Source organism: Galactobacter valiniphilus, from assembly GCF_003575975.1.
Lineage (GTDB): Bacteria > Actinomycetota > Actinomycetes > Actinomycetales > Micrococcaceae > Galactobacter > Galactobacter valiniphilus.
The window spans coordinates 38,732-51,810 of record NZ_QQXK01000016.1; the positions used below are offsets into that span (position 1 = coordinate 38,732).

Here is a 13,079-nt window from a genome sequence, read left to right on the forward strand (position 1 = left end):
GAGAGAAAACGGGAACACAAAACGTCGGGCCCCTCCTCGTGTGAGGAAGGGCCCGACGTCGGGTGCGAGGGCTGGGTGCCTCAGGCGCGGGCGCCGCCCTGGTACACGGCGTCGAACGGCGCGGCGGAACCCACGCGGTGCTTGATCGCCTCGGTCACGAAGGCCTTGGCGTTGCGCGCGGCCTCGAGCGGTGCGACGCCCTTGGCCAGCTCGGCCGTGACGGCCGCGGCCAGCGAGCAACCGGCGCCGGAGACGGCGACCTCGCCCACCTTGGGGGTGGCGAGGACCTCGAGGGTCTCGCCGTCGAAGAACACGTCCACCGCGTCGGGGCCCTCGAGGCGGACGCCGCCCTTGGCCAGCACAGCGGCGCCGGACTTCTCGTGGATGATGCGGGCGGCCTCCTTGAGGTCCTCCACGGTCTTGATCTCGATGCCGGAGAGCACCTCGGCCTCGAAGTGGTTCGGGGTCACGAAGGTGGCCTTGGGAAGCAGCTGCGCCTGCAGGGCCTGATCCGTGTCAAGCGCCGCGCCGGGCTCCTGGCCCTTGCAGATCAGCACCGGGTCCAGGACCACGTTCTTCCACTCCTGGTTGGAGAGGGCGGCCGCGACCGTCGCGATGGTGTCCGGGGTGCCCATCATGCCGAGCTTCACGGTGTCCAGCGAGCCGGCGTAGGCGGTCTGCGTGGCCTCGAGCTGATCGGCGATGACCTGCGGCGCGACCGGCACAAAGCGGTGGCCCCAGTTGTTCTTGGGGTCGAAGGACACGATGCACGTGAGGGCGATGATGCCGAAGGTGCCGAGCTCCTCGAAGGTCTTCAGGTCCGCCTGGGCACCGGCGCCGCCGGTGGCCTCGGACCCGGCGATCGACAGGGCGATGGCGGGAGTGGAAGAAGTCATGCCTCCATCGTAGGACCGCCCCCACGGGGAACCGGGGGGAGTGTGAAGGGCCACCTTGGCTACGTGACGCGCGGGCCCTTGCGGATCCGCGTTGGCTGTGCTGGCGGGCGTCACGAATCGTGAAAGAATGGCCCCTAGTCCTTCGGCTTGTGGCCGTTGACGAGTGGTGGCAGCGCTCGAGACGCGCCTTGCCGACCCCTCGTTTCCTTGAAGGAGCTGCACCGATCGTGAGCGATCAGCACCCCACCCCCACCCCTGCCGCCACCGAGTCGGCCCGCCCGGCCCCCGCCTTCGCGCCCGTGGGAAGCCGCTTCTACGCGGTCATTGTCTCCGTCATGGCCGTGGTGGTGGTGCTCTCCAACATCGGCGCCTCCAAGGGTGTTGAACTCGGCCCGCTCGTCACCGACGGCGGCTTCTTCCTCTTCCCGCTCGCCTACATCCTGGGCGACGTGGTCTCGGAGGTGTACGGCTGGAAGGCCTCCCGCCGCGCGGTGCTCGCGACCTTTGCCATGGCGGCGTTCGCGGCGCTGAGTTTCTGGATCATGATCGTGCTGCCGCCCGCGGGCTTCTACGACGGCCAGGCGGCGCTCGAGCGCACGCTCGGCCCCGTGTGGCTCGTGGTCGTGGCCTCGCTCGCCGGCTTCCTCGTGGGGCAGCTCTCCAACGCCCTGGTGATGGTGACGCTCAAGCGCCGCCACGGCGAGAGCAAGCTGATCGCGCGCCTGCTCGGCTCCACGGGCGTGGGCGAGTTCCTCGACACCCTCATCTTCTGCTCCATCGCCGCCAGCGTCATCGGCATCGATTCCTGGGGCGCCTTCTGGAACTACGTGGTGGTCGGCTTCGTCTTCAAGACCGCCGTGGAGGTCATCCTCTCGCCCGTCACGGCGCTCGTGATCGGCTGGGTCAAGCGCCGCGAGCCCGGCTACGTCCGCGCCGTCGCGGCAGCCAAGGCCCGGCGCGCCTGAGCCGGCCACCCGCCGTCGGGCACCAAAAGGCGGTTTGCTGTACCGCGAGCGGTCTGCAAACCGTTGCGCGTACAGCAAACCGCTTTTCGCGTGGGGGGAGGGGTGGAGCCGAGGCCTCAGCGCCCCTGCGGGTCACCCTGCTTGGCGTAGTAGTCGCCGAGCACCTTCTCCTTGAGCTCAAAGAAGGTGCCGTTCTCGATCGCCTCGCGCGCTCGGTCCACCAAACGCACCGTGAACGCGATGTTGTGGATCGAGATGAGCGTGTGGCTCAGGAGCTCGTCCGCCTTGTAGAGGTGGTGCACATAGGCGCGCGTGTAGTGCGTGCAGGTGTAGCACTCGCAGCCCTCCATGAGCGGCGTGAAGTCCTCCTTGTAGCGCCGCCCGGCGAGGTTGAAGCGCCCGTGGTCCGTGTAGAACGCCGAATTGCGCGCCACACGCGTGGGGGAGACGCAGTCGAAGGTGTCGGCGCCGTTCTCGATGGCCCAGAAGACGTCGTCCGGCTCGGAGATGCCCAGCAGGTGGCGCGGCTTGTCCTCGGGCAGCTCCTCGGCGCACCAGCCGACGATCGTGCCGAGGTTTTCCTTCTCCAGCGCGCCACCGAGGCCGAAGCCGTCGAAGGGCATGGAGGCCAGATCGCGGCAGGCCTGGCGGCGCAGGTCCTCGTACTGCGCGCCCTGGATGACGCCGAAGAGGGCCTGGTAGTCCTTGCCCTCGCGCTCGTCGGTGAGGCGGAAGTGCTCGAGGATGCAGCGCTCGGCCCAGCGGCGCGTGCGCTCGAGCGCCTCTTCCTGGTAGCCGCGCGAGTTGTGCAGCGTGGTGAGCTCGTCGAAGGCGAACATCACGTCGGCGCCGATGCCGTGCTGGACCTGCATCGAGACCTCGGGCGTGAAGCGGTGCTTGTCGCCGTTCAGGTGCGACTTGAACCAGACGCCGTCGTCGTCCACGTTGGCCAGGCGCTCCTTGCCGGGCGCCACTGCGTCGTCCGGGCCGGAGGTGTCCACCGAGTTCATGTCGATGACCTTCTTGAAGCCCGAGCCGAGGCTCATGACCTGGAAGCCGCCCGAATCCGTGTAGGTGGGGCCCTGCCAGTTGGTGAACGTGCTGAGCCCGCCCGCCCTGTCCAGCAGCTCGTGCCCCGGCTGCAGGTACAGGTGATAGGCGTTGGAGAGCATGGCCTGCGCGCCCGTGGCGGCGACCTGCTCGGGCGTCACGGCCTTCACCGTGGCCTTGGTGCCCACCACGATGAACGCGGGGGTCTTGATGTCGCCGTGCGGCGTGTGGATCACACCCGTGCGGCCGTGGTGACCCTCCAGGCGCGTTCCGACCTCGAAGGAGAAGGCCCCCTGGGCCTCGTGGGAGGCCGGGAGCTCCGGCTTCACGTAGGGCTTGGGAGGGATGGGTTCTTGGGCACGACGGCGTTTCTTGGCTTCACTGGGCACCTCACCAGTGTGCCAAACGCGTCAAACCGGCGCGCGGGCCGGTGGGGTGGCTGGCGGGGCCGGCCGCCGGGGCGGCCGGGAAAGCCGGACGGCCGGACGGGCCAACGGCCTCGAGCTGTCCGATGTCCCCTTCGGACGGCTCGAGGCCGTTGGCGCGTGCACCGTCCCTGACAGGTCGGCGGTCCCTTCATGGGGGAACGGCTGGTGTCTCCGGGCGGGTGGGGGCCCGCGGATCGGAGACACCGGCCCCCATGAGACCGCAAAGCTTGGGAGAACGATGCGGCGGACAAAACATACGTTGCCCCGGCGGGAAAAGGGGCACCTTCTGCTACGTGTTTTTACGGATAACACACGACGTTTGCCTTGGGGTGGCGCGCGGCGGGCCCCGGGGACGGGTGTTCTCCCGTACCGTTGGCCGCAATCCGGGACAATCGGCGGCAGCTGCGGTGAGGGGAATCGGCATGCGGAGCATCCGGGCAACGACGGCGGGAGCGCTCGGCACCGCGCTGTGTCTGTCGCTGGCGCTCGCCGCGTGTACCCCGGCGGGCCAGCCCTGCACCGGGGGCGAACCGTCCGGTGCGGCGGCCGGGCAGCCTGGTGCGTCCTCGGCGACCGACCCGGCGGCGCCCATCACGCCGGCCACCGACACCGCGGCGCCCGTGCCGGCCCGACAGGCGGCCTTCTGGCGCGTCTTGGACTCCGTGCAGGCGCTTCCCCTCGCTGCGCGGGTGAAGGCGCTCGAGGTGCGGCTCGCGACGATGAGCACGGCGGAGCTGGAGCAGTACCTGCTCGGCTATGTCGACGCTCACCGCCAGCTCTACACCTGGCGGCACTGGGGCGCGGCCTCGGCCTTCTTCGGCTTCGTCAGCGATGACGTATTCTTCGACGTCCGCGGCTGGGTCATGCTGCACGGCAGCCAGAAATACGGGCAGTTCCTCAAAGACCCGGACGGCTTGGGCGGCTTCGGCGTCACGGGCGACGGCGAGGAGGTCAGCGAGGGCGAGCTGCTGGATTACGCCCCCGCGGCCGCATTCAGGAAGCCGGGCGGCGCGGCGCTCCAGGAGCGGGACGACCTCAATGTGTATGCCTCCCTCGACAAGCCGACGGGGGAACCGCTCCCGGAGGACGTCCCCGTGCGCGAGCTCTTCCCCAAGAACGCTGCGGCGGGGGAGGGGAAGCCGTGGTACCTGCCGGACGAGATACCCGAGGGGCTGGAAGGCGAGCTTCCCGAGGATCTGGCGAGTGAGCTGCCGGGCGAGGTCCTGGGCGAGTCTCCCGAGGGCTGAGGAGACCGCCGACCGATCCGCGGTGGCGGCTCTCACCCCGCCCGGTGCGCGGAGTCGCTGACAGCCCCGCCGCGCCCTGACTAGCCTGGAAGCAACATGACTTCTACCCCCGCCCTGAGCCCGGCCCCCGGCGACCGCTTCCGCCTCAAGAACCTCTTCACCCTGGCTCCGTCCAACGGCGACCACTGGGTGGGCCTGCGCGCCGGCCTCGGCGTGCTGCTTCCGCTGCTCCTGCTCATCGCGCTGGGCAGACTGGACCTCGCCCCGTACGTGGTCTTCGGCGCGTTTGTCGGGATCTACTCGCGCGTCCCGGGCCACCTCGATCGCCTGCTCATGCAGCTCAAGGCCGGCGGGCTCATGTGGCTCGTGGTGCTGCTGGCCTGGTTCTCGGGCAGCTTCCTCGTGCGCGGGGCGAACGACCCGGCCGGCGTCTGGTTACTCGTGGGCGCGACGACGCTCGTGGCCGGGGTCGCCTCGGTGCTGGCCGGCCTGCTGCGGCTGCGGCCGGCGGGCTCGATGTTCCACATCTTCGCCTTTGCAGCCATCTCCTCCATGCCGGCGCAGCCGCCGCTCGGCGAAGGCATGTTTGCCGCGACAGCCACGATCTTCCTCTCCCTGGTCCTGGGGCAGCTTGGCCGCCTCGCGCCGCTGCACCGCACGCCCTGGCAGGTCACGCCGGCGCCGCCGCTCTCGCGCCGCATGAGCCGAGCCATCTGGCAGGAGGGCCTCGCCTACATGCTTGCGGCCGGAGCGGCCGGAGCCGTGGCCGCGCTCGTCTCCGGCCCGCTCGGCATGGGGCACACCTACTGGGCCATGGTCGCCGCCGTGGTGCCACTGGCCGGTAAGAGCACGCGACACCGCCTGGTTCGTGCCGTGCACCGCGTCCTGGGCACGGGCGCCGGCCTGATCCTCATGGCGCTCATCGTGCTGCTGCAGCCCCAGCCCTGGGTGGCGGTGCTGATCATCGGCCTCATGCAGTTCCTCGCCGAGGTCTTTGTGACCCGCAACTACTTCTGGGCCCAGCTCTTCGTGACGCCGCTGGCCCTCGTGGGCACCTCGCTCGGCAAGCCGCTCACCACGGGCATCCTCTACGACCGCGCCGTGGAGACGCTCATCGGTGTCGTCATCGGTGTGATCGTGGTGGTGCTCATGAACGCGGCCTCACGCCCGCAGGAGCACCGCGTGCACATCCTCGAGGCGCCGTAGCGCCTGTGCCGGAGGAGCGCCGCCGTCCTCAGCCCTTGCCGTCCCCGAGTCCGTCCGGCAGGTCGAGGGTCCCGGCCCGGCCGAGCGCATCGAAGGTGACGACGACCCGCCCCGTGGGCGTCGTGAAGGTTCCAGTGGTGCCCTCGTCCACCCACTCGAGGCCCTCGCGCCGCGCGGCATAGGCCGTGAGCGCCCGCGCCGTGGAGGTGATGTACTTTCCGCGCGCCGCGTTCGCGAGCGCATTGGCGACCGAAACGGGTGTGGGTGCCGGCAGCTGGAAACCGCGCGGATCGCTCAGGAGGAACCAGGCAGTGCCCTTGCTCGCGGACCCCGCACGGGCGTGGAAGACCCCGCTGTACGCGGCGGCGACCATGGCCAGGCGCATCGGGAAGCTGGGGTTCTTCGAGTTCGCGTTGCCGCTCAGGACGTCGATGCCTTCGCGCCGCCCGAACTCCGTCAGTGCCGTCGCGAGTTCGAGCGCGTCGGCGTTGATGTTGGCCGAGTCCCAGGACCACGTCCACTCGCCGGACTTTTCGGTGTAGACGCCCAGGTAGTGAGGCCTGAACGAGGCGTAACGCCCATCGGGCGAGGAGTAGGAAAAGGTGGAACCGCCGCTCGCCCCGAGGTCGGTGATCCAGTCCATGTCGGCGAAGACCGTCCTGGCCGCGTCCTGGACGTCGAAGACCATGAGCACCGCGTCGTCGATCATCTGACCGAGCAGTTCGTACTGATTCATCGCTTCCCCCAAGCAACGAGCTGTCCGCGGGGCCGGTGGGGCCACGCGGCACGCCCAGCGGGACCTCCCACCGCGCGTGCCCAGAAGGCTAGCGCACGTCGTCGCCGAGAGTGTTCGCCTCGCCGCCGGGGCCCAGCGCCACGAACTCGGCGGCCACGGCGCGGCCCAGCTCGGCCGGGCCCACGCCGCTGCGCCCGTGGGCGAGCTGCGTGAGCAGGAGGTCGAGGCGCAGGAGGCGCAGCTCGCGCTCATCGGCGCGCGCGCCGGTGTCCCTGGCGCGCTGGATCTCGCGATCGGGCATCACCGGGTCGGTGATCTCGCGGCGGCGGATCGCCTGCGCGGGACCGCGCAGCTCGGCGATGGCAGCCTCCTCGCCCGCGGCGAGGCGGGCGCCCAGGGCGACGGCGGCGTCGTCGTGCCCTTGACGCCTGGCCAGCCACGCGGCCAGCGCGAGGGCGTGGCGGATGGGCCGCCAGCGGCCCTCATTTCCGTCGAAGTCGAGCGAGGTCAGGAACGCGAGCAGCGGCGTGGCGGCGGCCGGGTCGCCGTGTTCAACGGCGAGGCGGTCGGCGGCCCACGCGAGGTCGGCGAGGTGTGCGCCGGCGCGCGGGTTGATGCCCGGGCCGAGCTTGAGCGCCACGTCCATGAGCGCCTCGTCGTCGGGGCGAGCCGTGGACGCCGCGATGAGCGCCTCCTCGGCCGAACCGGCCTCGGCCTGCACGGCGATGAGGTCCTCGAGCCCGCGGCCGGGCGTGCGCTCGGTGTAGACGCGGATGGAGGAGGCGATCGCGACGATGACCTCCGTGCCGTCCGCCAGGCGCACGCTCACGTAGGCGTCGGTGCCGAAGCTGTCCCGGACCACGCGGGCGCTCTTGACCGGCGGGCTGGGCAGCCCGCTGCGGCGCATGAAGCGGTCGCCCGGGGCGATGTCCCGGGCCGGGACCGAGCGGCGGTGGCGCGGAGCCTCGCCGTCGAAACGCACGCTCACGCGCTCAGCGCCCCCAGCCGACGTGGGCCAGGGCCGCACGCACGATGTTGCCGCGGCCGCCCGCGAACTCGGCCTGGACCGACTCGGAGAGCGCCTCGTCCGGCGTCATCCAGGTCAGCTCGAGGGCGTCCTGGCGCGGCGAGCACTCGCCGCGCACGGGCACCACGTAGGCCAGGGCCACGGCGTGCTGGCGGTCGTCCGTCAGTCCCGTCTCGGACGGGGACGGGAAGTACTCGGCGACCGTGAAGGGCACGGGCGAGGCCGGGAGGGAGGGCATGGCCATGGGGCCGAGGTCCTTCTCCAGGTGGCGCATGAGGGCGGCGCGAACGGTCTCGCGGTACATGACGCGGCCGGAGACGAAGGTGCGCTGGAAGTGCCCGTTCTCGTCCGTGGTGTAGAGCAGGCCGATCTCGCTCACGTAGCCGAGCGGGTCCACGCGCACGGGGATCGCCTCCACGTACAGCATGGGAAGGCGGTGCCGGGCCTCGTAGAGGTCCTCATCGGACAGCCAGCCGGGATTCGGGTCCGGGGTGCGCACGCTCATGCTTCATTGATACCGCACGCGGGCGGCGAGCGGGGGCATGCGCGCCGAAACGCCGGGTGACGGGTGGGTCTCAGAAGCGGGCGCGCCAGTACTGGGGAGCGGCGTGGATGGCCTTCGCCTGGACACCCAGGGTCGACGCTGCGGAGGCCGCCCAGTGCGGATCGCGCAGGGCGGCGCGGCCGATGCTGACGGCGTGGGCCTGGCCCGTGGCCAGGATCGTCTCGGCCTGGGCGGCCTCCTCGATGAGCCCGACGGCGCTGACCACGGCCTGGGTGCAGGCCAGGGCCTCGGTGACCGCTTGCGCGAGCGGCACCTGGTAGCCGGGGCCCACGGGGATGCGCCCGCCGGCCAGGCCGCCGGAGGAGACGTCGATCCAGCCGACGCCGTGCTCGTCCACGAGGGTGCGCGCGAGGCGCGCGGTGGCGCGGGCGTCCCACACCGTGCCGTCCTCACCCTCGGTCCAGTCGGTCGCGGAGAGGCGGATGCCGAGGGGCTTGTGGGCCGACCACGCGGCGCGGACGGCGTCCACGACGCGCAGCAGCAGGCGCGTGCGCCCCGCCTCGTCGCCGCCGTACCCGTCGGTGCGGGTGTTGGTGATGGGGGAGAGGAACTGGTGCAGGAGGTAACCGTGGGCGGCGTGGATCTGCACGGCGTCGTAGCCGGCGGCGTCCGCGCGGCGGGCGGCGGAGGCAAAGGCCTCGACGACCTCGTCCAGGCCGGCGGCGTCCAGCGCGGCCGGGGCGTCGAGCTCGGGGAGCGTGGGCTGTGCCGTGGCGGAGACCGTGGGCCAGCCGCCCTCGGCCGCGGGGACGGTGCCCTCGGAGGCACCGGGGAGCCAGGGGTAGGTGGAGGCCTTGCCGCCGGCGTGGCCCAGCTGCACCGCGATGGCCGCACCCTGCGTGTGGGCGAAGGCCGTGAGGCGCGCGTGGGCCGGCACCTGGGCGTCGTCCCACAGGCCCAGATCGCGCGGGGAGATGCGCCCGCGGGCCTCCACACCCGTGGCCTCCACCGTCACGAGGCCGAAGCCGCCGGCCGCCATGGCACCCGTGTGGACGAGGTGCCAGTCGGTGGGCACGCCATCCTCCGCGTCCACGGCGTACTGGCACATGGGCGGGACGATGGCGCGGTTGAGCAGTTCGAGGCCGGGGCCTTCGGGGGCGGGCAGGGTCACGGGGCTGAAGAGCAGCGGCGAAGTCACAATGAGGACCAACCGAGCGGCGGCGCCGGGCATTCCCGGGGCGCGCCGCATGACGCGCCGTGACGTGACGCCGGCGGTGCCTAGGACGCGAAGCGCGTGACAAAGTTGCGCAGCACCTTGCGGGCGTGGGACACATCGGAGCCCAGGGCCACGCGCGTGAGCTCCTCGGCCTCGTGCGGCTCGAAGTATCCGTGGTGCTTGTACGCGGCGATGCGCTTGGCCAGCCCCGGGCCGTCCAGCTCGGGGTGGAACTGCGTGGCATAGACGTTGTGCCCCAGGCGGTACATCTGCACCGGCGTCGGCCCGGAGACGGCCAAGAGCACGGCGTCCGCCGGGAGCTGCGTGGTGGACTCCTTGTGCCCAACAAACGCGTCAAACGTCCGCGGCAGCCCGGCCAGCAGGGGGTCCACCGCGCCGTCCTCCGTGACGCGCACGTGGGTCAGCCCCACCGGCTCGGGGTAGCTGCGATCCACGAGTCCTCCGGCCGCGCGGCCCAGGATGCCCACGCCGTAGCAGAGGCCGAGGAAGGCGCTGTCGCGCTCCAGGATCACGGCGAGCAGCCGCTCGAGGTCCTCCTCGACGCGCACCTGCACCTCCGAGCGGTCCTCGTCCGTGGAGGTGAAGGGGCTCCCGCCCAGGATGATGCCGGAGTACCGACGCAACCACGCGTCGTCGAGCACCTCGGGGAAGGGATCCGCCTCGAGGCGCCACTGGGTCACGTCGGCGGGCGTGAGCCCGGCGAGCTCCACGACGCCGCGCAGCTCGTCGGCGGCGAGCTCGTCGTCGTCACGGGTGGAAATCAGCAGATACGGCTTCATGGGTCCTTCGAAAAACAGCTGAGGTCAGGGGCGCGGCTCAGGCCGTGGGCAGGCCCTGCAGCGCCAGGCGCTCATTGTGGCCGATCTCCTGGCGGCGGGCCAAGGCGGTCAAGAGCGCGATGATCCCTCCGATGCCGGCGATCACCATGAGGATCGGGTCGTGCCAGCCCCCGAGGAGGCGCGCGACCATGAGCCACACGGCGCCCCAGCCGAAGGCCAGTGCGGGGACCAGGCGGCCGCGCTCGGACATGCCGGCCACGCACACGGGGATCATGCAGGCCAGCAGGGTGAGGGAGGACCAGAGCGTCACGGGTTCCACGATCCAGCCGGTCGCGGCGGCCGTGGCGGAGAGCGACCAGGCCACGCTGAACGCGCCCCAGCCCAGCAACGCCTCGGTGGGGACGTCGGTGAGCCAGCGCTCGCGCCGCGTGCGGGCCGTCAGCAGGTTGAGCCGGCGCACGCCCTCCCACCCGCCGGCGAGCACGAGCAGCGAGGAGGGCAGGGCCAGCCAGGTGGGGCCAAACGCCGCGGAGAACGCCCACGCGATCCCGCCGAGCCCGCCCAGCAGCCAGGGAAGGCCCAGGGCCCGCTGGCGGCGGGCGCTGCGCTGATCGGGGGCCCAGGCGTGGGTGGCGCATGCCACGGCGGCGAGGCCGAGCACGGGCCAGGCGAAGGCGGCCACTGGCCACGGGGCCAGCGGCGAGGTGCCCGAGGCGAGCGCGGGGGTGAGTCCCTCGCGCAGCAGCACGAAGCCGGCCACGGCGAGGGTCACCGCGACGGCGGAGACGAGCACGCGCCGGACCAGGTCTAGCGGGGTCTGCGCCGGGTTGGGGGAGCGCTCGGGAAGGTTGTAAGGCGCCACGTAGAGCGAGGCGGGGACGCGCTCGATGGGGCGCAGGGAGGTGATGCCGTGGGACTCGCGGGCGATCGGCACGTACTCGATGCGCTCGGCGTCGGGATCGGCCTCGGCCTCGCGGGCGGCGATGATGGCCTCGTGGGCCTCCCAGACCACGGAGGCGAGCTCGGGCGGCGCTGCCTGACCCGCGAGGGAGGCTCGGGCCTGGCGGATGGCCGCCTCGCGTTCCTCGGCCTCGCGCTCGCGCTCCGCCTCTTGACGGCTCGCGGCGCGGTCCTCCTCGGCGCGGTGCTCCAGCTCGTCCTCGTTTTCGAGGTCGAACGGGGCGTCGCGGGCCGGGCGGCGGATGGTCGTGGGGCGCTCGCGGGGAGGGAAGCGGAGGGTTTCCGGCGTGGCGACGTCGGGTGCCTCAGCGGCTTGCTCAGCCGGTTCCCGTCGAGCTGGTCGGATCATCGCGTCTCCCCCGTTGTGAACGCCTTCTCGCCCACCCGATCAGCGCGGGTATGGCTCCGATCAGCGTACCGACGCCCATGCCCACGAGCGCGGAAGCCCACGCCGGGAGTCCCGTGGCGGATTGCGTGAGTTGGCCGATGAGGACCATGAAAAACACCCACGCGAGGGAGCCCACCGCGGTGGCCGCCCACTGGGTCCTTCGCGGCACGGCGGCGAGGCCTGCGGCGACGTAGGACGCCGTGCGCCCGCCGGAGATGAAGCGCAGGCCCGCCAGCACGGCGAAGGTCCCGCGCTCGCCGAGCGCCCGTTCGCCGGCCTCGGCCTTGGCGAGCAGCCAGCGGCCAAAGCGCCAGCGGTCAAGGACGTGGCGGTAGCGCTCCACGACCCAGGCGAGCCAGACGTCGCCCAGCACGTTCGCGATCCAGGCCACCGCCACGGCGGCCCAGAAGGAGACGAGGCCGCGCCCCGAGAGCGGGCCGATCGCCAGCACAAAGAGTTCCTGCGGCAGCGGCGCCACGAAGGAATCGAGGACGTTGAGGACAAACGAGAGCGGGTAGTACCACCAGCCAAGCGTGGACGGATCGGCGAGGTTCACTGGCTCACCGCGCCGAGGTCGGGGAGCCGGGCGCCGGAGGCGCCCCCGCCCTGGCGGCCGGCACCCGGGGTGCCCGACGCCGCGTGGCCGGGGACGGCGGCGTCGGGCACCGGCGTCTCGCCGAGCGTGAGGCGCGAGCTGAAGGCGCGCGGGAGCCCGCTGAGTGGATCCACGAACGAGATGGTGCGCGCGAGCAGCTGCAGAGGGAGCTCGTGGTCGTCCGGTGCCTCGTCGAGGAGGACGGGGTAGAAGGGGTCGTTGAGGATGCCGATGCCGAGCGCCGCGAGATGCACGCGCAGCTGGTGGGTGCGGCCGGTGCGGGGGCGCAGGCGCGTGTGGATCACGGGCAGCCCGGCGCGGTGGCCCCCGGAGAGACCGCTGCCGAGGAGCTCCACGATGGTCTCTGCATTGGGCTCGGCGGCCTCGTCCACGATGACGCGCAGGGTGCCCTTCACCTTGTCGATGTGGTCGCGGTAGGTCAGCGGCGTGGGGACGCCGCGCAGGCGCGGGCGCTCGGGGTCCCAGCCCTCGGGCTGCGCGGAGACGGCCTCGTAGACCTTGGAGATGCCGCGGCGCTCGAAGAGCGTCTGATAGGCACCGCGGGTCTCGGGGCGCACCGAAAACATGACGACGCCGGCCGTGGCGCGGTCGAGGCGGTGCATGGGCGTCAGGTGGGGCAGGCCGAGCCGGTTGCGCAGGCGCACGAGCGCCGATTCCTGGACGTAGCGACCGCCCGGCGTGGTGGGCAGGAAGTGCGGCTTGTCCACGACGAGCAGATCGGCATCCAGGTGCAGGAGCGTCTCGTGGAAGGGGACGGGCGTCTCCGCCGGGGCGTTGCGGTAGTACCAGAGGAACTCGTGGGCGCCGAGCGGGGTCTGTGCGTCGATGACCACGCCGCCGATGCCCTGGACCTCGCCCGTGGCGAAGCGCCGGCGCAGGCCCGCCTCGTCCACGTGGCCGAAGCGGGCGAGCACGTAGTCCTGAATGGTGTCCCACGGACCGGACAACGGCAGGTGGAGGCGCGTGGCGTTGACCCCGTCTCGAACGGGAAGGGGAGAACGCAGGGCCATGGACCCAGTTTGTCACGTGCCGCTGTGGT

At 71.8% G+C, this 13,079-nt stretch carries 13 protein-coding genes; 3 read left to right on the top strand and 10 right to left on the bottom strand.

Going from position 1 to position 13,079, the window contains the following annotated elements; translation table 11 throughout:
• Nucleotides 1-80 precede the first annotated feature (80 nt).
• Nucleotides 81-896: a hydroxymethylpyrimidine/phosphomethylpyrimidine kinase gene (locus DWB68_RS09130; protein WP_119424832.1), complete on the bottom strand. Its 816-nt coding sequence runs from the start codon at nt 894-896 to the stop codon at nt 81-83.
• A 227-nt stretch (nt 897-1,123) separates the two neighbouring features.
• Between DWB68_RS09130 and DWB68_RS09135 the strand changes: the two genes are divergently transcribed.
• Complete coding sequence (locus DWB68_RS09135) at nt 1,124-1,861, top strand: queuosine precursor transporter (RefSeq protein ID WP_119424833.1); 738 nt, start codon at nt 1,124-1,126, stop codon at nt 1,859-1,861.
• Between the two features lie 116 nt (nt 1,862-1,977).
• On the opposite strand, the gene tgt is transcribed toward DWB68_RS09135, so the two are convergent.
• Nucleotides 1,978-3,258 (bottom strand): tRNA guanosine(34) transglycosylase Tgt, encoded by a 1,281-nt coding sequence (gene tgt, locus DWB68_RS09140; RefSeq protein WP_199700422.1) that lies wholly within the window; start codon nt 3,256-3,258, stop codon nt 1,978-1,980.
• A gap of 503 nt (nt 3,259-3,761) precedes the next feature.
• Here tgt and DWB68_RS09145 point away from each other — a divergent pair.
• Nucleotides 3,762-4,586, top strand: coding sequence for a DUF4240 domain-containing protein (locus tag DWB68_RS09145; protein ID WP_158588270.1), 825 nt, complete (start codon nt 3,762-3,764; stop codon nt 4,584-4,586).
• A 96-nt stretch (nt 4,587-4,682) separates the two neighbouring features.
• A complete protein-coding gene (locus DWB68_RS09150; protein WP_119424836.1) occupies nt 4,683-5,792 on the top strand; it encodes an FUSC family protein in 1,110 nt (369 codons plus the stop codon).
• Nucleotides 5,793-5,820: 28 nt separating this feature from the next.
• Here the strand turns inward: DWB68_RS09150 and DWB68_RS09155 are convergent, their stop codons facing one another.
• The 8 genes from DWB68_RS09155 to DWB68_RS09190 form a co-directional block, all read right to left on the bottom strand.
• Nucleotides 5,821-6,528: a DUF6882 domain-containing protein gene (locus DWB68_RS09155; protein WP_119424837.1), complete on the bottom strand. Its 708-nt coding sequence runs from the start codon at nt 6,526-6,528 to the stop codon at nt 5,821-5,823.
• Between the two features lie 88 nt (nt 6,529-6,616).
• Nucleotides 6,617-7,516, bottom strand: a complete 900-nt coding sequence (locus tag DWB68_RS09160) for a DUF6707 family protein (RefSeq protein WP_119424838.1) — start codon at nt 7,514-7,516, stop codon at nt 6,617-6,619.
• A 4-nt stretch (nt 7,517-7,520) separates the two neighbouring features.
• Nucleotides 7,521-8,060, bottom strand: a complete 540-nt coding sequence (locus DWB68_RS09165; RefSeq protein ID WP_119424839.1) for an NUDIX hydrolase family protein — start codon at nt 8,058-8,060, stop codon at nt 7,521-7,523.
• Between the two features lie 70 nt (nt 8,061-8,130).
• The gene (locus DWB68_RS09170; protein WP_233548702.1) at nt 8,131-9,258 is read right to left on the bottom strand and encodes an oxidoreductase; all 1,128 of its coding nucleotides are present in this window, start codon (nt 9,256-9,258) and stop codon (nt 8,131-8,133) included.
• Nucleotides 9,259-9,338: 80 nt separating this feature from the next.
• The gene (locus tag DWB68_RS09175) at nt 9,339-10,076 is read right to left on the bottom strand and encodes a glutamine amidotransferase (protein ID WP_119424841.1); all 738 of its coding nucleotides are present in this window, start codon (nt 10,074-10,076) and stop codon (nt 9,339-9,341) included.
• 37 nt (nt 10,077-10,113) lie between these two features.
• The gene (locus DWB68_RS09180; RefSeq protein WP_119424842.1) at nt 10,114-11,385 is read right to left on the bottom strand and encodes a hypothetical protein; all 1,272 of its coding nucleotides are present in this window, start codon (nt 11,383-11,385) and stop codon (nt 10,114-10,116) included.
• Nucleotides 11,354-11,980, bottom strand: coding sequence for a DedA family protein (locus DWB68_RS09185; RefSeq protein ID WP_119424843.1), 627 nt, complete (start codon nt 11,978-11,980; stop codon nt 11,354-11,356). Before DWB68_RS09185 ends, DWB68_RS09180 begins: the two co-directional genes overlap by 32 nt.
• Nucleotides 11,977-13,050 (bottom strand): pseudouridine synthase, encoded by a 1,074-nt coding sequence (locus DWB68_RS09190; RefSeq protein ID WP_119424844.1) that lies wholly within the window; start codon nt 13,048-13,050, stop codon nt 11,977-11,979. Before DWB68_RS09190 ends, DWB68_RS09185 begins: the two co-directional genes overlap by 4 nt.
• Nucleotides 13,051-13,079: the final 29 nt, after the last annotated feature.

Excerpts from the sequence above, each read along its gene's own strand:
- DWB68_RS09165 (WP_119424839.1), bottom strand. The coding sequence starts at position 8,060 with ATGAGCGTGCGCACCCCGGACCCGAATCCCGGCTGGCTGTCCGATGAG.
- DWB68_RS09145 (WP_158588270.1), top strand. The coding sequence starts at position 3,762 with ATGCGGAGCATCCGGGCAACGACGGCGGGAGCGCTCGGCACCGCGCTG.
- DWB68_RS09130 (WP_119424832.1), bottom strand. The coding sequence starts at position 896 with ATGACTTCTTCCACTCCCGCCATCGCCCTGTCGATCGCCGGGTCCGAG.
- DWB68_RS09180 (WP_119424842.1), bottom strand. The coding sequence starts at position 11,385 with ATGATCCGACCAGCTCGACGGGAACCGGCTGAGCAAGCCGCTGAGGCA.
- DWB68_RS09150 (WP_119424836.1), top strand. The coding sequence starts at position 4,683 with ATGACTTCTACCCCCGCCCTGAGCCCGGCCCCCGGCGACCGCTTCCGC.
- DWB68_RS09190 (WP_119424844.1), bottom strand. The coding sequence starts at position 13,050 with ATGGCCCTGCGTTCTCCCCTTCCCGTTCGAGACGGGGTCAACGCCACG.
- DWB68_RS09155 (WP_119424837.1), bottom strand. The coding sequence starts at position 6,528 with ATGAATCAGTACGAACTGCTCGGTCAGATGATCGACGACGCGGTGCTC.
- DWB68_RS09175 (WP_119424841.1), bottom strand. The coding sequence starts at position 10,076 with ATGAAGCCGTATCTGCTGATTTCCACCCGTGACGACGACGAGCTCGCC.